This is a genomic window from Lacrimispora sanguinis, from assembly GCF_044987295.1.
GTDB lineage: Bacteria > Bacillota > Clostridia > Lachnospirales > Lachnospiraceae > Lacrimispora > Lacrimispora celerecrescens_B.
In genome coordinates this window covers 898533-918508 of record NZ_CP173277.1, presented here as the reverse complement: position 1 = coordinate 918508, position 19976 = coordinate 898533, and the positions used below count along the sequence as shown (strand labels likewise).

Below are 19976 nucleotides of genomic sequence, written 5' to 3'. Positions count from 1 at the left end.
AGGAATAATAATCTGTACCTTGTTTTTTTGTATGTCACATGGATTCTGGGACAAATCCATCGGTTACCTGCCTGCTTTTAAAGTAATTCGTTTGGAAATATTTATGAATTTGTTATTCTTTTCATTCATTTTTATGCTATCATTAAATTATTCTATATTTTTTACGGGGGAGGAAGAATGAATAAAAAAGGCGGAGTAAAGTTAAGCAGAATGCGGCTCTTGTATTATGGGTTGGGCATTTTGATCAGTTGCTTCTTATTGTGGATTTCTTTTAGTGAAGGAAAGAGGCTTCACTTTTTAGAGATAGAAATTATGCCTGCAAAGCAGAATTTTGCTATTAATATCGGGGCAAATAGTAAGGATGTCGATATTTTTGCTGCTGAAAAAGGCGTTCATGCTGCGATCTATTATACAGGCAGGTTGGATGAGCAGCAAATGAGACTAACAATAGGTGGAAATATCAAGGGTAAAACATTAGACAGCACGCCAATCCATCTTTTGCTGTTTGGCCTTGACAATACAGATAATTGGCAATGGGAAATATTAAGTTCTGTGGGGGTGACTTCGATACACTTTAGTCAAGGAGAGATGACAAATATTCGGGTGTACCTTTACCTGTATGTCGTTGTCATACTTGGGATACTGAGTGTATTTCTGCTTTTTAGAAACAATGGTGAAAATAGAAGTTATGCAAAGGAAAGTTTGTTGGAATTTATGGATGACCCAGAGAATCAGGCAGCATTTGAGGCCGGAAAGCGATGGTTTTTGATTCATGACAGAAGACGATACTGGAACCGGTGCCTGATATTATTTTTTGCCTGTGGATCAGGTTTTTACATGTTCCAGGAATATTTATACAAATGGGTCATTCTGAAATCATTAGACTATATAGGAATTGTTTTTATTTTAACTCTGGTGATTCTAGGTTTAGGTGGTACTTTGAAAGTTTGTTGGGCAAAAATGTATATGGAGGTACTTACAAAAGAGAATCGGCCCCTTACTGCAGCAGTAGCTTTTCTTATGGAGGCAGCATATGGTCCCTATCGTCATCAGTCTTACTTTAAGAAACAAGTACATAATGCTGCCGTCGGACTTTCCAGGGCCGGAAGATATGTGCAGGCTTTAAGGCTGGCAGATTATGGCTGGAAAGGTGCTCAGGAGAAGAAACTGATGCAGCTTGCTCACAGTAATTTATGTTACGTATGCTTCATAGGTCTGGGCAGGCTTTTAGATGCTGAGGCAGAATATTCGTACCAGAAGCAGCTTGTAAAAAAACATCCCGGACTAAAAAGGATGGGGGAGGCGATCCTTCTTTTATCTGAAATCAGGAAGGCTTATATTGAACAGAAATTTGGACAGGTGGAAGCCTATGTAAATGTATATTGTGATCGTTATTCAGATTCATATCGTCGCATACCGCTAATGCCCATTCAGATGAAAGTTTATGAACAAGCAGGTGAAATGGAGAAGGCAAAAAATATCTGTGGCAATCTTCTTTCATACAGCCCTGAAAATATAGCAGTCAGGCAGGTAATGGAACATGGAGCTTGTACCTATGTAGAATCTCCAGGCTTTCTCAAAGATAAGACCGGCCTTGTATGCCGGATTGTTTTAACCGGAGTTCTTGGCATTTACATGGTGCTGTTTGGAATTCTTATGTTAATGGAACCACATCATTGGGAAACTAGTAAAACGATAACATATGAAGAGACGAAAGTCGAAGAACACATACAACAAACAACTGCTGCAGAGAAGGCAGAAGATGAGCAGATGGAAACAGAGATATCTGAAACGGAGGGAGAGCCGACTTATCAGGCTTCTAATACTCAGGCGCCGGGCTTTGAGATGGATTTGCCGAAAGAATGGAATAGTCTGGCAGTCAGAAATGAGTTTAAAGGAGGGTGCAGCTACCATCAAAAAAAATCCTATGACTTGATAGGGGATGGGGTTTTATTCTATATTCAGGCATATTCGGACTGCAGCTATGTTAATCTGCCAGACTATCATATATGGGGATATGATGGTCCTTATGTTTATGTAATGTCAGAGCCTACAGATGTGACGTTTTATACGGAAGACAATGCAATAATGGAGGAATACAATAAAATGCATAATGAGATCAGTCAAATACAGGACACTTTCCGTATTCAGTCTGATACGGCAAAATATGATGGATCTGAATTTGTATTTCCTAACAGCAGCGATAGTCTGTTGCAGGAGCCTGATTTATGGAATCTTTCCGCCAGTCAGCTGCGGATTGCAAAAAATGAGATTTATGCAAGACATGGCAGACGGTTTGCGGATGAAGAGTTGCAGAGGTATTTTAATCAATGCAGCTGGTATGAAGGAATGATTGACCCAAGAGAGTTTGAAGAAAATGTGCTGAATGAAACAGAGCATTTCAATATCCGATTGATTGATGAACAGCAGAAAAATATGGAGTAGGGATTTGGAGGATGTATAATGTTAGCTCCCATTTATATGGGGGCTACTTTTTTCGGTTTTCCTAGTGGGTAACGTTCTAACGAGAAAAAGTATTTAATCCAATAATTCAAATGATCATCTAGAATTAACAACGTAAGGTATTGTAATTTTATTCACAAAGTGGTAATATAAATCATAAGTAGTAAGTAGTAAGTAACATAGTGAATAGTAGGTGGACCCATTATTAATACAGCTAAAGGAGGATTATTATGGATTTAACATTATCAGAACGTTTTGCACTAATTAGTTTTAACGGTAAAGAGAGTGAGCATAGAGAAACTGCTAAGCAGAATGTATTAAAGGTATTGGCTGCTGCTGTATTTTTAGAGGAAAACTACGACCCAGCGACAGGTAAATGGAATTTTAATGAAGAAGGAATAAAAGCTGCTATTAAAAAAGCAAATAAAAAGGCATTGGAGCGAACGTACGCTGATCGGTTACAAAGTAAACAGCTGCTTTCTAAGGTTTCTAGTTTGTTAGGCTGTGATTTATTTTATGATGAAAATATTAAGCTAAAAACCTATGTTAGCGAAACAAGGGAATTTGAGTGCCAGTTAGATTTATTAAGAGCTGAGTTTTTAGAAGAAGGACCCATCTCAGAGGAAAGTATTATTTTGGTATGGCTGCTGCAGGAGTCCCTATGCTTCTTTGAGGTTTTCTCTGTCTATGAACAAAATAAAATTACAGAGAGGTTGACAGGTCTTCGCAGTGAAAGCACCTTGGCAAGAGCACTTTATCCCATTACGGTGCGTTCTTTATGGAGTACGGTAGTCGTTGGTTTTTTACGTATAAAAAGCCAGGCAGCTGCTACCGAGACAGGAAAAGGATTTAATTTCATATTCCCTTTCTTTGAAAGAAGACAATCTATTTTTATCGATACAGAAGAATATTTTCCAAACGCACAGTTGCGATTGAAGAATGTACTGGATCGAATATCTTCACAGGGGCATGTATATGAGGTACTTCGAGATGGTGCAGTACCGGTTGTAAAAATTGATAATATTAAATATGAATTAATCCCTGGAGCTATTAGCGGTAAAATGCCAATCCATGGAGTGAGATTACGTCGTTACAATCTGTGAGGAACTGGATATGTCGAGGCAGCGAACACTTGAAAAAATAATGGAATCGGAATATGTATCAATCGGAGAATTGGTGCGGCTGACCAATACCAGATACAGTACCCTTAAGTTCTATACGGAAGAGGGAATGCTTCCTTTTGAACAGGCAGAAACGAATCTGACCAGGAGATTCAAACGTATAGAAGCAATAATCCGAATTGAGGAAATAAGGGATATGCGCCAAGATGGCAAAACCATACCTCAGATAAAGGAGATACTTCAGAAATCTGCGAAAAATCAGGAATGAAAGCAGAGAAAATATTATTGAAAAAATAGAAAGAAGTTGGATTATACCCGATAAAAAGGGAGGAGCCGGCAAGATCGGGGGAATCCTGCCGGCTGTATGAAAAAAAGTTTTATTTATAAGGGTGATTAGCCTCTTTACATTTATTAATATACCTGTAAAGTGTGACGGGATTTTGATGAAACTGTGAAAAGTTTGTGAAAGAAGACGAAAGTGAAAAACTATGAATTATATCATAAGACAACTAAAAGTGATATTATTTAGTAGTCTTTTTTAATTATATTTATAATATTTGGACATGCAGTGCATCAGCTTCATTCGGAATCACCGCATTTTGAAAATTGGTATGAGCGACAAGCACATCTACCAATAAACCAGGATGAAGTGAACGAAGAGGAACAGGGTTGCTATCTTTGTCTCGAATCGTAGTGATATCGCTGATGTTAAATTTAATTTGATTATCTGCATTATTTGGATCGCCGGTAAAGAGAAGAGAGTTATCGATATCTACTTTTGCGATTCGATCTATAATAAAATTCAGTGGCGGCTGATCGTATGTTCTTGCAACAATTAAATCTGCATCAGCCTGTGGCGGAGTGAGTCCTTGCTTAATAGGTGAAAATAAGGAATCTACCAGCATGCCTTCTTCGATGTCTGATAAGGATATATGATAGCCAAATGAATTGAGAATGACAGTGTTGATGTCTACGTTAAGTCTTAATGATTTGGATATGGCTTCATTTTGTTCATAGTTGGCATAGATAATGTCCAGATATCCGGTAGCGCTATCAATAAGAAAAACCTCTTCAACCACTGCATTATGGACTTGCAGTATTCGTCCAACTAGCGTGATTGTACCTAAATTACTTATGCGCATTCGTGGCCTCTTAAGGATTTTACTAATTTTTATAATATATGCATAAATATATTTAAGATACGTGTTTTTTTTGCGGACAAAGATAGTACTATGTATGATATAATTAGAATCAGAATGGCATTTTTTTCTTCAATAATAATTATTGTGAGACAAATTAAAATTTTACTATTGATAGTCAGCATTTTTTTCGATAAAATAGGCATACAGAAGAATATTCATTGTATCTCATTCAATGAGGTATAGAAACGGACAACATATGAGGAGGTGCCCTGTTATGCTTGATATTACAACAATATCGGCGGAAAGTGATCTGATTGATCAGGAGCTGAAAGTACAGCTGTCTGACATATTAAAAAAGATGGAAGACCCGGTGACGATCAAAGCGGTGGTGGATATTTCCCGGGAGAAAGATCTGCAGATGGCTTCGTTTCTGAAAACGATTGTTTCTCTCAATGAAAAACTGCAACTGGAGCTTTACTCTCCAGAGGAGGGGGATCAGGTTTCGGAGTTGGATACGGCTTTTCTGCCGGTTACCGGTCTTTACAAGGCGGGAAGCTATGGCCGATGTGCTTTTCACGGAATTCCGGGCGGGAAAGAAATTAATTCGTTTATTTTGGCTATTTATAATCTGGCTGGCCCGGGACAAAAGATATCCGGCGGCCTGAAAAAAAAGATATCCAAGCTCAAAACGAAAACCAATATTAAGATATGTGTATCCTTGTCATGTCATCATTGTCCTGTGGTGGTGACGGCCTGCCAGCAGATTGCCATTTTAAATCCGGTTATCGAGGCGGAAATGATCGACGCGGCACTCTATGGGGATCTGGTTGAAAAGTATAATATTGAGCGTGTTCCCATGGTCATATTTAATGATAAAGAAATCCATATGGGGAACAAGACAATAGAGGAAATTGTCACATTGTTAAACAAATAACTAAAAAAATAATAAAAAACTTAAAATAATATACAAAGTGCACAAAAATATGGCTAGTTGCACCGGGAAACTGTTTGGTTTTGTAGAAAAAAATTTGAACTATTGAAAGAGTATATACAATGTGCTATATTGAGTTCAAGGTAATAATCATGCGGAGATGATGAGAGCATAGCAGAACAACAGAAATGTTGGTTCTAAACTATGCTCTTTTTCAGCTGTGATGTGAAATAGAGAGGAGCTCCAATGGACCAGAAATTTTATGACTTGTTTGAGAGCAATCCTGTTATAGCGGCGGTAAAGGATATGAAAGGCTTAGCCGACTGCTGTAGCATGGAGGAGATCCGGGTGGTATTTATCCTGTTTGGAGATATCTGCAACTTGAGTTCGATTGTTAAGCAGATAAAAGATGCGGATAAAGTTGCTATGGTACATATTGACCTGATTACAGGATTAAGCGGAAGAGAAATTGCAGTCGATTTCATCAAGGATAATACTCATGCAGACGGCATTATCTCAACGAAGCCGGCACTGATTAAGCGGGCTAGAGAATTATCATTATTTACAACATTAAGAATATTTGTTTTGGATTCTATGGCCTTTGAGAATATAGATAGGCTGATGAGTATAGCCAGGCCGGATATTATTGAAATATTGCCAGGTCTGATGCCGAAGGTGATTAAGAGGGTATGCAGTCTGGTCAAGGTGCCGGTGATAGCCGGGGGACTGATATCGGACAAAGAGGATGTGATGGAGGCTCTCGCCGCAGGTGCGATATCCGTATCCACAACCAATCCGATGGTATGGAAAATGTAAGAAGGAACTGAGCTGTTTTTAGGAAAGCAGTTGAGTATAAATGACACTGAAGAATGGTATCAACTACTAAGAAGGAGGGTTTTTATGGCTAAGTATGTAATGGCATTGGACGCGGGTACTACAAGTAACAGATGTATCCTTTTTAACGAAAAGGGTGAGATGTGCAGTGTGGCACAAAAGGAGTTCACACAGTATTTTCCAAAGCCAGGCTGGGTAGAGCATGATGCAAATGAAATCTGGTCAACGCAGCTGGGAGTTGCAGTTGAGGCTATATCAATGATCGGCGCACGCGCAGAGGATATCGCAGCCATCGGTATCACAAACCAGCGTGAAACAACAATTGTATGGGATAAGGAGACTGGGGAGCCCGTATATCATGCGATTGTATGGCAGTGCCGGAGAACCGCCGAATACTGTGACTCTTTGAAAGAAAAAGGCTTAGTTGACACCTTCCGTGCGAAAACAGGTTTAGTAATTGATGCCTATTTTTCAGGAACAAAGTTAAAATGGATTCTTGATAACGTAGAAGGAGCCCGGGAACGTGCCGAAAGGGGTGAATTACTGTTTGGTACAGTAGAGACCTGGCTGATTTGGAAGCTGACTAAGGGTAAGGTTCATGTAACGGATTACTCCAATGCTTCCCGTACCATGATGTTTAACATCAATACGTTAACATGGGATGATGAAATTCTGGCAGAGCTTAATATTCCTAAGTCAATGCTTCCGGAAGCTAAGCCATCAAGCTGCGTATATGGGGAAAGTGATCCGCAGTTTTTCGGCGGCATCATTCCGATCGGCGGAGCCGCAGGTGATCAGCAGGCCGCGCTGTTTGGCCAGACTTGCTTTAATGCCGGTGAGGCGAAGAATACATATGGAACCGGATGCTTTATGTTGATGAACACTGGTGAGAAGCCGGTATTCTCTAAGAATGGTCTCGTAACAACCATCGCCTGGGGATTGGATGGAAAAGTGAATTATGCACTGGAAGGTTCAATTTTTGTGGCAGGTGCTGCGATTCAATGGCTGCGTGATGAATTAAAGCTGATCGATTCTGCTCAGGATTCCGAGTATATGGCGAATAAGGTTAAGGATACCAACGGCTGTTATGTGGTTCCGGCGTTTACAGGTCTTGGTGCACCTCATTGGGATCAGTATGCCAGAGGTACTTTAGTTGGAATTACCCGAGGTGTAAACAAATACCATATTATCCGGGCAACTCTTGATTCCCTCTGCTATCAGGTGAACGATGTACTGCAGGCGATGAGAGCTGACTCCGGCATTCAGCTGGCTGCTCTTAAAGTAGATGGTGGCGCAAGTGCCAACAATTATCTGATGCAGACACAGGCAGATATCATTGATGCACCGGTTAACCGTCCTCAGTGTGTCGAGACAACTGCGATGGGCGCTGCATATCTGGCAGGTCTTGCAGTTGGTTACTGGGCAAATAAGGAAGAGGTTATTAAAAACTGGGCAATTGATAAAACATTTACACCGGAGATCTCTGAAGAAAAGCGGAATACAATGATAAATGGCTGGAATAAAGCTGTTAAGTATTCTTATGGCTGGTCAAAGGATGAATAAAAATAATTTTTGTAACTATTGACAGGTGTACAAAAATAAACTAGGGGGATACATTATGTTGCCATATATAGCAGAATTTATCGGAACTATGATTCTGATTCTTTTAGGCGATGGTGTTGTAGCAAACGTAACATTAAACAAGTCTGGTATGAAAGGTGCTGGTTCAATCCAAATCACCTTTGCATGGGGTCTTGCTGTTTTAATTCCGGCCTTTATCTTCGGCGCAGCTTCTGGTGCTCATTTTAATCCTGCATTAACAATTGCTTTGGCTGTGGATGGAAGCATGGCCTGGTCACTGGTTCCCGGTTATATCGTGGCTCAGTTTGCCGGTGCATTTTGTGGGGCGGTTCTTGTTTATCTTCTGTTCAAGGATCAATTTGATGCAACGGAATCTGCGGCTACCAAGCTGGGTGTATTTTCAACTGGACCTTCCATTCCCAATATGGGACGCAATATTTTAAGCGAAGCGATCGGTACATTCGTATTGGTATTTAGTATTAAGGGTATCTCACAGGTTAGCGGCATTGCTACTGGTCTGGATAAGCTCCTGGTATTTGGTATTATCGTTTCTGTTGGTATGTCTCTTGGCGGGCTGACCGGATATGCAATTAATCCGGCTCGTGACCTTGGCCCGCGTATTGCCCACAGTGTTCTTCCGATTAAGGACAAAGGCGATTCTAATTGGGGTTATGCACCAGTTGTTATCATCGGTCCAGTTATTGGTGCGATTGCTGCAGTACTGCTGTATCAGGCAATTCCCTGGGCATAATATTAAGATAATCATACAATCATTCTGAACGATAATAATCATATATAGATTGCGGGAGAATGGAGCGGCGCAAATAGGCGTGGAAACACGTCTTATTTGCGCCGTTTTTTGGCAATATCTGAAAGGGAGGACACTTAAAGTATGTATGACGTAATTATAATTGGAGCAGGTGTGTCTGGCAGTGCCGTCGCACGTGAACTTTCCCGATATAAGGTGAATGCCTGTGTTCTGGAAAAAGAAGAGGATGTGTGCTGCGGCACCTCTAAAGCCAACAGTGCCATCATCCATGCCGGCTATGATGCGGCAGAAGGATCCTTGATGGCCAAGCTGAATGTAGAAGGAAATCAAATAATGCCAGAACTTTCCAAGGAGCTTGATATTCCTTTTGAGCAGTGCGGGTCTTTGGTTGTATGCCTGGATGAAGCATCTCTGCCGAATCTGCAGGCCCTTTATGACCGGGGCGTTAAAAACGGTGTAGAGGATCTGGAAATTATTACAGATAAGGCAAGAATCAGGGAAATGGAGCCAAACCTGACAGATGAGGTGGTTGCAGTTTTATCTGCTCCGACAGCGGGGATTGTATGTCCCTTTCATTTGAATATTGCATTGGCAGAAAATGCTTATACGAATGGCATTGACTTTAAATTTGATACCGAGGTAGAGAGTATAGAGCCGATCGAGGGTGGCTGGAAGCTGGAGACCAGCCAGGGCGCGTATGAGACCCGGTATGTGGTGAATGCGGCCGGTGTTTATGCAGACCGTTTTCATAATATGGTCAGTGAATCAAAGATCCATATCACTCCCAGGCGCGGCGATTATTTTCTACTGGACAAAAATGCAGGAAAGCATGTGAACCGGACAATTTTTGCATTGCCGAGTAAGTATGGCAAGGGGGTACTGGTAACTCCTACGGTACATGGAAATCTTATCATCGGCCCAACTGCTGTTGATATTGAAGATAAGGAAGGCACGGCAACCACCAGGGAGGGTCTTGATGAACTTTCAAAGGCCAGTTTGAACGTGAAGAATCTGCCGATGAGACAAGTGATCACCTCTTTTGCAGGTTTAAGAGCCCATGAAGATCATCATGAATTTATAATCCGGGAGCTGGAAGATGCACCGGGTTTTGTGGACTGTGCAGGTATTGAGTCGCCAGGTCTTACAAGCAGTCCGGCGATCGGCAAAATGGTAGCAGAAATTTTACGGGAAAAGCTGGACCTGGATGTAAATCCTGATTTTAACGGAACCCGCAAAGGAAATATTGATCTGGATACTCTGTCAAAAGAGGAGAAAGCAGCCCTGATTGAGAAAGAACCGGCATATGGTAATATTATCTGCCGTTGCGAGATGGTCACGGAAGGGGAGCTTTTAGATGCCATTCACCGGCCGTTAGGTGCTCGTACCTTAGATGGTATCAAACGTCGGACCAGGGCGGGAGCAGGACGCTGTCAGGCGGGTTTTTGTACGCCTAAAACAATGGAGATCCTGCACCGGGAACTGGGCATTCCAATGACAGAGATTACGAAATCCGGCGGGGATTCACAGCTGTTAGTCGGATATAACAAGGACAGAATATAAAAAGGGGGCGCGCTTCGGATGAAAAAATATGATATTGTGATAATTGGCGGCGGTCCTGCTGGCCTTGCTGCAGCGATTGCGGCCCGGGATAACGGCTCTGAGAGTATCTTGATCCTGGAAAGGGATAAAGAGCTGGGAGGGATATTAAATCAGTGCATTCATAACGGCTTTGGACTGCATACATTTAAGGAAGAATTGACTGGACCGGAATACGCAGCTCGATTCACGGAACAAGTGGAAAAATATGAGATTGAATATGTCCTTAATACAATGGTTATTGAAATCAGCCCTGAAAAGGTAGTTACGGCAATGAACAGAGAGGAGGGACTGTTTGATATCCAGGCCAAGGCGATCATCCTGGCGATGGGATGCAGAGAACGTTCCCGGGGAGCTCTCAATATACCTGGATATCGGCCGGCCGGTATTTTTTCAGCCGGTACCGCACAGCGTCTGGTTAATATGGAAGGCTTCATGCCCGGGCGCGAGGTGGTGATTCTTGGATCCGGTGATATCGGTCTGATTATGGCCAGACGATTGACCCTGGAAGGGGCCAAGGTTAAAGTGGTGGCTGAGATCATGCCATATTCCGGAGGGCTGAAAAGGAATATTGTGCAGTGCCTGGATGATTATGGAATCCCGCTAAAACTAAGCCACACGGTAATCGAGATCAGAGGCAAGGAGCGGCTGGAGGGAATTACTCTGGCGGCAGTGGATGACAGGGGAAAACCAATTGCAGGAACAGAAGAGGAATATTCCTGTGATACCTTGCTCTTATCGGTAGGATTGATACCGGAAAATGAGCTCTCAGGAGCCATGGGAGTTGTTATGAATCCGGTCACATCAGGCCCGATTGTAAATGAAAGTCTGGAAACGAATGTGGAGGGAGTCTTCGCCTGCGGAAATGTACTTCATGTACATGATTTGGTGGATTTTGTTTCAGAAGAAGCTGCTGCTGCCGGAAAGAATGCATCAAATTATGTGAAAAACGGGGAGCAAAAACCGAACGGCCGGGAAATCATCCTTGAAGGAACTGATGGGGTCCGTTATACGGTTCCAAGCACGATTAATCCAGAACGTATGGAGGCAACTCAGATTGTTCGCTTCCGGGTTGGAAATGTTTATAAAAATTGCTATATCGGTGTATACTTTAATGACGAGAGGGTATTGCATCGGAAACGGATGGTGATGGCGCCAGGAGAAATGGAAGAAATAAAACTGGAAAAAGAAAAGTTACTGTTGCATCCGGATATTGACAGGATTACAATAAGGGTAGAGGAGGCCTAGGTCATGGAAAAAAGAGAACTTATCTGTATCAGCTGTCCAATGGGCTGCCCTCTGACCGTGGAATTGGAAGGCCAGGAAATCGTGAATATTACAGGATATACCTGTAAGCGAGGTGAGGTATATGGCCGAAAGGAAGTTACCAATCCCACCAGGATCGTCACATCCACCGTGAAGGTGGAAGGCGGAAAATCCGATATGGTATCGGTAAAAACCAGAGAGGATATACCCAAAGATAAAATCTCTGAGTGTGTAAAAGCACTCAAAGGCATCACTGTGAAAGCGCCTGTCCGGATCGGCGATGTGATCTTGTCTAATGTGGCAGGAACAGGAGTAGATATCGTAGCGACAAAAGAGGTGTAGATAACTTTGGGCCTTTTTGAGGCCCTGCGTTGCTGTATATAATTAGTCGAAGGAGGACTTTCTATGAAGATCAAGAAAATGGATATCAACAATATGAACGGGATAACCGAAGATGAAGATACAACCTGCGGCTTAAATGACATGAATTGTCTTGGAGAAGAAGATGATACAACCTGCGGTTTAAATGATATGAACTGCGTAGAGGATGAAGAAGAGGATACAACTTGCGGCTTAAATGATATGAATTGTCTGGGTGAAGATGAATAAATTCATAATATAATGTATGGACAAGGGGGTTCTCAATGAAAAAATTTATTAACGATACGGTATTAGTGGAAGAACAGATGATTTTAGGGATGGTGAAGGCTTATCCCCGGCATTTGAAAAAGCTGGATTGCGGTAATGTCGTTGTGCGGGCCGAGAAGAAAGAGGGTAAGGTGGCTTTAATCAGCGGCGGCGGAAGCGGGCATGAACCGGCTCATGGCGGTTTTGTCGGAACCGGAATGTTAGATGCCGCAGTTGCGGGACCGGTCTTTACCTCCCCGACTCCGGATCAGATCTATGAGGGCATTAAGGCAGTCGCAACCGATGCTGGTGTGCTTATGATCGTTAAGAATTATACCGGTGATGTCATGAACTTTGAGATGGCAGCAGAGATGGCGGAGATGGAAGGCATCACTGTGAAGCATGTTGTCACGAATGATGATGTGGCAGTAAAAGACAGTCTTTATACGATCGGCCGCAGAGGAGTGGCTGGGACAGTCTTTGTTCATAAAATAGCAGGTGCTATGGCTGAAACCGGCGCAGATCTTGATAAAGTGCAGTCAACTGCGCAAAAAGTAATTGATAATGTAAGAACCATGGGAGCGGCGATTGAACCTTGTACAGTTCCGGCAGCGGGGAAACCAGGTTTTACACTTTCTGATGATGAGATGGAAATCGGAATTGGTATCCACGGAGAGCCGGGAACCCATAGAGAGCCGGTTAAAAAGGCGGATGAGATCGTTGATATGCTGCTGAGCCAGATTCTTGAAGATATTGATTATTCAGGCAGCGAAGTAGCAGTTATGATTAATGGAGCCGGCGGAACCCCGTTAATGGAGCTTTATATCATTAACAATCGTGTTTCTGATGTTCTTGCAGAAAAAGGGATACGGATACATAAAACCTTTGTCGGAGAATATATGACTTCCATCGAGATGCAGGGCTTTTCAATCTCCCTTCTTCGCCTGGATGATGAAATGAAGCAGCTGCTTGATGCGGCAGCAGATACACCGGCTTGGAATTAAAGGGATATTTTTATGTATTTTTTCAGTCCCCGCTTATTGCGGGGACTTTGTCAATGTAAATTTGTATCAGGAAAGGTGGATTGCCATGGCAGACAGTAAAAAGGTATTGAAGATCATTCAAGCAATCAGTTTAAAAATGGAAGAACAAAAGGATTATCTTACGGAGCTGGACCAGCCGATTGGTGACAGCGATCATGGTATTAACCTGGCCCGTGGTTTTGCTGCGGTAAATGAAAAGCTTTCCGGTTTGGAAGGCAAGGATATCGGGACCATATTAAAGACAGTAGGTATGACCCTTGTTTCCACTGTCGGCGGAGCTTCTGGTCCGTTATACGGATCTGCTTTCATGAAGGCCGGACAGGCCATGGCTGGAAAAGAAGATGCGGACATCACCGATTTTCTGACGATCATAAAGACTGCCATCGAAGCAGTAGAACTTCGTGGTAAGGCAGTGGTAGAGGAGGCGACCATGCTGGATGCCATGGTACCGTCCTATCAGGCGATGGAACAAGCTGTCAAAGAAGGGAAAGCGGCAGAGGAAGTTCTTAACGCCGGAGTCAAGGCAGCATGGTCCGGAGCGGAGCATACGAAGGATCTGATTGCCACCAAAGGCCGGGCCAGTTATGTGGGTGAACGGGGTCTGGGGCATCAGGACCCGGGGGCTACGTCTTATTCTTTTATGTTGGAAGAGATTTATAAGGTAGCAGGCTGAAGGGAGGTGTAACATTGTATGGTTGGATTAGTCATCGTATCTCATAGTGATTCGCTGGCAAAAAGTGTGGTGGAACTGACAAAAATCATGGCGTCCAATGCGCAGATTGTCTCGGCCGGTGGACTCGAAGACGGAAGCTTTGGCACCAGCTTTGAGAAAATCAAGGCTGCGATTGAATCTGTTTATACCGACGACGGAGTACTGGTGCTCATGGATATGGGCAGCGCTGTCATGACCACTGAGATGGTAATCGAAATGCTGGAGGACAAAAAGGTGGAAATGGTAGATTGCCCATTAGTTGAGGGCGCGGTTGTTGCCTCCATTGATGCGGCTGCCGGAATGGATTTTGAAGCGATTAAGGCAGATCTTTCTAAAGTAGGAGGAACCAGGAAGTTTTAAATAGGGCGATAAGAGAGCTATGGACCACGATAAATAATGGTAACATAGCTCTTTTGTCATATCAGTATTGGATAAAGTAATCTAAAACCAAGAACACACTGAAGGGGAGGCTGACATATATGAGACGGCAATTCGATAAGCAGGTGAAGCAGATAAAAAAAGATGAATATAAATTGCTTAATAAAAAGGAAAATCCATTGTTAAAAGCTTCCATAGAGCCTGTTGCTGATAAAATTCAAAATTATATTCCCGGCAAACTGAAAACCGCCCTGGAGACGGCATTCTATAAAGGCTTCCGGCTGGTTTTTGAAAAAGGATATATTTATATAGAGAAAACTTATGATAAAGATAAAATACAGCTGGAATATGATTTAAATAATTATGCCATTGACAAAGTAACCAAAAGAAAATATTTGAAACGCCTGGACCGGCATTCCAAGCAGTCCCAGATGTTTAATTCTTCTATTTCTGTATTGGAAGGAGGAGTTTTGGGGGCATTGGGAATCGGCTTGCCGGATATTCCGCTTTTTTTATCTCTAGTCATGAAATCTATTTATGAAATTGCATTAAGTTATGGATATCGTTATGAAACAGAGGAAGAAAAAGCTTATATCCTGCTTTTGATCTGTACTGCAATGTCGAAACAGGAGCAGCAGAAAGAATTTTATCAAAAGCTTGAAAAATTAGGCGAGGACATCGATGATAAGAGGATTCCGGTAATTGACTTGGAAGAACTTATAAAAACCACAGCAGGAATGCTATCGGAGTCGCTGTTAGTCGCAAAATTCATACAAGGGATCCCATTGTTAGGAGCGGTGGGTGGCGTTGTAAATTACAACATCATTCGTAAGATAAGTAAATTTGCCGGCGTGAAATATAAAAAGAGATATTACATGAATAAACAAAAACATTGATACCCTACGCTTGTCCGCGGGGATTGAAAGTGCGTAGGATGATTCGAAATAACTGAGGATAAAGAAGTTGACAAATTTAGAATATACACTATACTTACAATAAAAGAAATATAGATTTCTTGCATGGGGATGATGATGGATGTATATTGTGGCTTATCGCTTGTTAAATTTACTAAATGACTGTGAGTTTGATTCTACAGATGCGCATATTGCGAAACGTTTACTGGATATGATATACGAGGTTGAGTTTTTGCCGATTGACCAGGTCGCGAATAGATGCCACATTTCCAAGTCAACACTTTCTAAATTCATAAAGCGCCTTGGCTTTGAGGATTACAAAGAGTTTAGGGATAATGTGAGGAATGAGAAGAAACGAAGTAAATATACCGGAAATGAACAAAAATTGTCAATGAACGAATTTATTGAAGCACAAGGAATTGAACGATATTTGAATGTTCTTTCTGGCGATATTAAGAATTTCCTGTCGGGAATTAACATGGGGCAGATTCAAAAGCTGGCAGAGGCTATTTATGAATATGATAAAATTGCTGCATTCGGAGCCGTTTATTCAGAAACGGTTGCTATGGATTTTATGTATATGTTTGCAGAGGAGCGAAAATATATAAAAACAAATCTCTTTGATATAAAGCAGGAGCAATTTATTAATCAGGCAGACGAGGATACTCTGATTATTATATTCTCCAATTCAGGCCAGTACATTTATAGGGATGGGATGAAAGCTTTGAATTCTTCCAAATTATTTATCAAAAAAACGAAGGGTCGGATAGCGCTCATCACCTCGAATAAAGAGGCTGCGTATGACCCATGTATCACGTATCCTGTGTTATACCACTTAACGACGGTAGTGCAGAATCATTTGATGATTGAGCGCATCGTCGTGAATCTGATTGTGGACTGCTACAGAAAAATCAAAAAAGAGAAAAGAGAAAATAGTTAAAATGAGAAAAGACAGACTTTCATGAGGAGTCTGTTTTTTTGTGAGAAATTACTAAATTATGTTTGTACAATTAAGGGGAAGTTGCTAAAAAAGTTTCCAAAAAGCGAAATTAAAAGATTTTTATTGTGTTTTTATTTATAATAAGTTTCAAGTTATTATGCATAGTAAATTGTAAAATTCAGTCATGAAAGGAGTAAAAGATGTACGGCTACTAATGACCGTAAATTATGGGGAGGGTGACATAGCCAATAAAAAGATAGTGAAAACGTTAGGAGGAAGGGATATGTATTATATTATTGCTTCACATGGGGAATATGCTGATGCTTGTAAAAAGAGCTGCGAAATGATTACCGGAGCAGCACCCCATTTTTCAGTGGTGACATTTACAGAAGAAATGACGAAAGAATCGGTTGAGAATGCCTACAGAAAGATTATTGCAGAAAAAGGAGAGGAACAGTGCCAGGCAATTATTTCTGACATAAAGGGGGGGACGCCCTATAATGCAGCAATTGTTATAAGACATGAGTATCCAACAATTGCACTGGTATCAGGATTATGTCTGGGTATGATGATTGCATTGAATATAGGTGATACGTTAGAGAGTGCGATTGAACAGTCAAGAGAAATAATTACCGGAGAAGGGGTATCCTCTGCAAAGCGGTCAAAGGAAGCTGTTGAATCTTCTGAGCCGGTGGATAATAACGGTATTGTGAATTTCAGGCTGGATGAACGTTTGATTCACGGCCAGGTGGCAACCTTCTGGACACGTACCCTTGGCGTCACAAGGATTATGATAGTAGACAACGACATCCTTAGTGATGAGATCAGCAAAAAGGCTCTGCAGGCAGCAGTTCCCTCAGGGATCAGGCTAAGTGTCCTGTCAGTAGCTTCCGCAGCGAGGAAGCTGAACAAAGGTACTTACACAGGACAGAGGGTATTCCTCATTGTAAGGAGGACGAATACAATCCGTGAGCTGCTTGAAGCAGGGGTCAAAGTAAAAGAAGTAAACATTGGGAACATGGGATTGAAAAACGGACGGAAACAAATATTTAAATCCGTTTACTGCACGAAGGAAGAACTGAAGGATATTCAGGATATAGAGAAATCCGGAGTGTTAGTATATGCCCAGATGGTACCGAATGACGATAAGAAGAAATTTACATCTTTTATAAATTAAAGAGGAGGCATAGGAAATGGGAATTCAAGTGTGGCAGATAATGGTATTGACATTTTTAGCTTTCTTTTTTATTTGTGAAGGCTTATCTACATCTATATTTGCAAACCAGCCGGTTATCATAGGGACAATTACCGGTATTGTTATGGGGGATATAGGAACCGGATTAGCAGTAGGGGCGACCCTTCAGCTGATGATCCTGGGAGTGGGTACATATGGGGGGGCATCCATACCTGATTATGTGACTGGTGCCATGATTGGGACCGTATTTGCAATCACGTCAGGAAAGGGAATGGAGTTTGGTATGGGACTGGCGGTGCCTGTAGGACTCTTGATGGTACAGCTGGATGTCCTTGCAAGATTTTCCAATGTGTTCTTTTCTAAGAGAGTTGAAGCAGCAATCGAAAGAATGGACTTTAAGGGGATGGCGAGGAATACATGGCTGGGAGCTTTTTCATGGGGGCTTTCCAGAGCGATTCCAGTTTTTCTGATGTTAATTTTCGGGCAGAATCTTGTTAACGCCATTACAGAGTATATGCCGGAATGGTTAATGAGCGGTCTGTCAGTTGCAGGAGGACTGCTTCCTGCAGTTGGTATTGCAATCCTTTTAAGATATCTTCCTGTTAAAAATTATATTGCTTATCTGCTCATTGGATTCATTGCAGCAGCGTATTTAAAAGTACCAATGGTTGGAGTGGCAATCATGGGAGTGGCGCTGGCTATCATTGCATTTAAGCAGGAAGCGGCGAAAAACCAGAACGTTGTTGTAGTAAATCAGGGTGCAGTTCAGGAGGGATTGTTAGATGGAGAATATGAAGACTAATCAGGAAAAGATTACTAGCCAGGATATAAACAGTGTAAGCAAACGATGGATTCTGGCATCACAGATTACATGGAATTATGAAAAAATGATGGCAATAGGCTATCTGTATTCCATACTCCCAGTCTTACGTAAATTATATAAAAAAGAAGAAGAATTAAAAGCAGCAATGAAAAATCATGTGCAGTTTTTTAATACGACTCCACATATGGGCGGATTTATTCTAGGCATTGATATTGCAACAGAGGCAGAAGGAAAAAACAGCAGCAAAGATGGAGTTGAAACAGCAAATGGTATTAAAACCGGTCTGATGGGGCCTTTTGCAGGCGTTGGTGATACCATATTTGGAGTCCTGATCCCAACGATTTGCGGTTCTATAGCCGCTTATATGGGACAGCAGGGTAATGTAACTGGTGTCGTTATCTGGATATTAGTTAATATTGCAATCATGGCATTCCGTTATTTGACAGTAGGAATTGGATACAGAGAGGGTACAAAATTAATTGCCTCAGCAAAAGATAAGCTAGATGCATTGACAAGTGCTGCAACACTGCTTGGCATTACCGTGGTCGGTGCTTTGATTCCGACTGTAGTCAGAGCAAATATTACAGCAACCTTTACAACAGGAGAAGTTACTTTGGCAGGACAGGACATATTAGATCAGATCATGCCAAGCCTTGTTCCGGTTCTGATTGTAGCCGCGATCTATGTTTTACTTGGAAAGAAAAAGATGACCTCTACGAAGGCAATCTTAATTGTTATGGCGGCATCCATCATTTTTGCAGCAATTGGATTTTTGGGATAAACAGACAACATACCATTCCCGGCAAAGGAGAGGAATGTTCCGGTCAGGGAATGGTGGAACATGAAATAATACAGTAAGGAGAGAGATTATGGGATTAGAGTTTTTTAACAAATCAAAAAAGATTATGGAACAACTGGAAGCAGCGGAACAGGAGCACATTCATGAGGCGGCCTTACTGGTTTCTGATTCTATCAGAAACGGAGGGATCCTGCAGGCATTTGGAAGCGGGCATTCCTATGCAGGTGCAATCGAAGTATGCGGGAGAGCCGGAGGTTTGATTCCAAGCAAGCTTATCCGTGACAAAGCAGAAGGAATGTATGAGAGTGTGGAAGGAAATGCACCATTTTTAATGCGCCAGGTTAACATAGGAGAGAATGATATTTTCATACTGATCTCTAACTCCGGCAGAAACCCGTTTGCAATAGAAATGGCTGATTACATAAAGAAAAAAGGCAACAAGCTAATAGTAGTAACTGCATTGGAGGTATCAAAAAGTTCAACCTCCAGACATTCTTCCGGTAAGCTTCTATATGAGTTCGCGGATGTGGTTTTGGATAACCATTCCACATTTGGGGATGCTGCCTTGGAAGTTGAAGGGCTGGACTACAAAGTCTGTGGAACCTCTTCGCTCAGCACATGCCTTCTTCTGCAGCAAATGATTTATGAAGCGGTGCAAGATATGATGTCGAAAGGATATGAGCCTCCGGTTTACAAGAGTGCTAACATTGACGGAGGAAGAGAGTTTAATAATACTCTTGAACAGAAATATGCGGATAGAATCTGGCATATTTAATAACAAAGAGTGCCTGCGATTTACCTTTACGCTCATTTAAGGTAAGAAGTTATGGTTTAAAACATAT

At 41.8% G+C, this 19976-nt stretch carries 21 protein-coding genes; 20 read left to right on the top strand and 1 reads right to left on the bottom strand.

Translation table 11 applies throughout. The annotated features are described in order from the left end of the window. The first annotated feature begins 177 nt into the window (after window positions 1-177). From ACHZES_RS04360 to ACHZES_RS04350, 3 genes are all read left to right on the top strand, one after another. Window positions 178-2445, top strand: a complete 2268-nt coding sequence (locus tag ACHZES_RS04360; protein ID WP_395547778.1) for a YARHG domain-containing protein — start codon at window positions 178-180, stop codon at window positions 2443-2445. Between the two features lie 248 nt (window positions 2446-2693). Next, window positions 2694-3566 carry a hypothetical protein gene (locus ACHZES_RS04355; protein WP_038281476.1) on the top strand — a complete coding sequence of 291 codons (873 nt, stop codon included), beginning with the start codon at window positions 2694-2696 and terminating at the stop codon, window positions 3564-3566. Between the two features lie 10 nt (window positions 3567-3576). After that, window positions 3577-3852: a MerR family transcriptional regulator gene (locus ACHZES_RS04350; RefSeq protein ID WP_154524328.1), complete on the top strand. Its 276-nt coding sequence runs from the start codon at window positions 3577-3579 to the stop codon at window positions 3850-3852. A gap of 280 nt (window positions 3853-4132) precedes the next feature. Here the strand turns inward: ACHZES_RS04350 and ACHZES_RS04345 are convergent, their stop codons facing one another. Then, a complete protein-coding gene (locus tag ACHZES_RS04345) occupies window positions 4133-4726 on the bottom strand; it encodes a hypothetical protein (RefSeq protein WP_051835195.1) in 594 nt (197 codons plus the stop codon). Window positions 4727-5000: 274 nt separating this feature from the next. On the opposite strand from ACHZES_RS04345, the gene ACHZES_RS04340 reads away from it, so the two are divergent. The 17 genes from ACHZES_RS04340 to ACHZES_RS04260 all read left to right on the top strand — a co-directional run bounded on the left by ACHZES_RS04340 (window position 5001) and on the right by ACHZES_RS04260 (window position 19909). Next, a complete protein-coding gene (locus tag ACHZES_RS04340; protein ID WP_395547779.1) occupies window positions 5001-5660 on the top strand; it encodes a thioredoxin family protein in 660 nt (219 codons plus the stop codon). A 243-nt stretch (window positions 5661-5903) separates the two neighbouring features. Then, on the top strand, window positions 5904-6473 hold the full coding sequence (locus ACHZES_RS04335; protein WP_038281483.1) for a glycerol-3-phosphate responsive antiterminator: 570 nt from the start codon (window positions 5904-5906) through the stop codon (window positions 6471-6473). A gap of 84 nt (window positions 6474-6557) precedes the next feature. Next, window positions 6558-8054 carry a glycerol kinase GlpK gene (gene glpK, locus ACHZES_RS04330; protein WP_038281485.1) on the top strand — a complete coding sequence of 499 codons (1497 nt, stop codon included), beginning with the start codon at window positions 6558-6560 and terminating at the stop codon, window positions 8052-8054. Window positions 8055-8109: 55 nt separating this feature from the next. Continuing rightward, a complete protein-coding gene (locus tag ACHZES_RS04325) occupies window positions 8110-8823 on the top strand; it encodes an MIP/aquaporin family protein (RefSeq protein ID WP_038281487.1) in 714 nt (237 codons plus the stop codon). Between the two features lie 141 nt (window positions 8824-8964). Next, complete coding sequence (locus ACHZES_RS04320; RefSeq protein ID WP_038281490.1) at window positions 8965-10401, top strand: NAD(P)/FAD-dependent oxidoreductase; 1437 nt, start codon at window positions 8965-8967, stop codon at window positions 10399-10401. Between the two features lie 18 nt (window positions 10402-10419). Further along, window positions 10420-11685 carry an NAD(P)/FAD-dependent oxidoreductase gene (locus ACHZES_RS04315; protein ID WP_395547780.1) on the top strand — a complete coding sequence of 422 codons (1266 nt, stop codon included), beginning with the start codon at window positions 10420-10422 and terminating at the stop codon, window positions 11683-11685. A 3-nt stretch (window positions 11686-11688) separates the two neighbouring features. Continuing rightward, window positions 11689-12045 carry a DUF1667 domain-containing protein gene (locus tag ACHZES_RS04310; protein WP_038281494.1) on the top strand — a complete coding sequence of 119 codons (357 nt, stop codon included), beginning with the start codon at window positions 11689-11691 and terminating at the stop codon, window positions 12043-12045. Window positions 12046-12108: 63 nt separating this feature from the next. Then, window positions 12109-12312, top strand: a complete 204-nt coding sequence (locus tag ACHZES_RS04305; protein WP_038281495.1) for a hypothetical protein — start codon at window positions 12109-12111, stop codon at window positions 12310-12312. 35 nt (window positions 12313-12347) lie between these two features. Then, window positions 12348-13334 carry a dihydroxyacetone kinase subunit DhaK gene (dhaK, locus tag ACHZES_RS04300; protein WP_395547781.1) on the top strand — a complete coding sequence of 329 codons (987 nt, stop codon included), beginning with the start codon at window positions 12348-12350 and terminating at the stop codon, window positions 13332-13334. Window positions 13335-13419: 85 nt separating this feature from the next. After that, complete coding sequence (dhaL, locus tag ACHZES_RS04295; protein ID WP_395547782.1) at window positions 13420-14046, top strand: dihydroxyacetone kinase subunit DhaL; 627 nt, start codon at window positions 13420-13422, stop codon at window positions 14044-14046. A gap of 18 nt (window positions 14047-14064) precedes the next feature. Continuing rightward, on the top strand, window positions 14065-14445 hold the full coding sequence (dhaM, locus tag ACHZES_RS04290; protein WP_038281502.1) for a dihydroxyacetone kinase phosphoryl donor subunit DhaM: 381 nt from the start codon (window positions 14065-14067) through the stop codon (window positions 14443-14445). 119 nt (window positions 14446-14564) lie between these two features. Then, on the top strand, window positions 14565-15359 hold the full coding sequence (locus ACHZES_RS04285) for an EcsC family protein (RefSeq protein ID WP_395547784.1): 795 nt from the start codon (window positions 14565-14567) through the stop codon (window positions 15357-15359). 139 nt (window positions 15360-15498) lie between these two features. After that, on the top strand, window positions 15499-16317 hold the full coding sequence (locus ACHZES_RS04280; protein WP_038281507.1) for a MurR/RpiR family transcriptional regulator: 819 nt from the start codon (window positions 15499-15501) through the stop codon (window positions 16315-16317). 283 nt (window positions 16318-16600) lie between these two features. After that, window positions 16601-17494, top strand: coding sequence for a PTS mannose/fructose/sorbose transporter subunit IIAB (locus tag ACHZES_RS04275; protein WP_395547786.1), 894 nt, complete (start codon window positions 16601-16603; stop codon window positions 17492-17494). A gap of 16 nt (window positions 17495-17510) precedes the next feature. Beyond that, window positions 17511-18314 (top strand): PTS sugar transporter subunit IIC, encoded by an 804-nt coding sequence (locus ACHZES_RS04270; RefSeq protein WP_089995714.1) that lies wholly within the window; start codon window positions 17511-17513, stop codon window positions 18312-18314. Beyond that, on the top strand, window positions 18295-19116 hold the full coding sequence (locus ACHZES_RS04265) for a PTS system mannose/fructose/sorbose family transporter subunit IID (protein ID WP_154524310.1): 822 nt from the start codon (window positions 18295-18297) through the stop codon (window positions 19114-19116). The genes ACHZES_RS04270 and ACHZES_RS04265 overlap by 20 nt, the downstream gene beginning before the upstream one ends. A gap of 88 nt (window positions 19117-19204) precedes the next feature. Next, window positions 19205-19909, top strand: a complete 705-nt coding sequence (locus ACHZES_RS04260; protein WP_395547787.1) for an SIS domain-containing protein — start codon at window positions 19205-19207, stop codon at window positions 19907-19909. Window positions 19910-19976 lie beyond the last annotated feature (67 nt).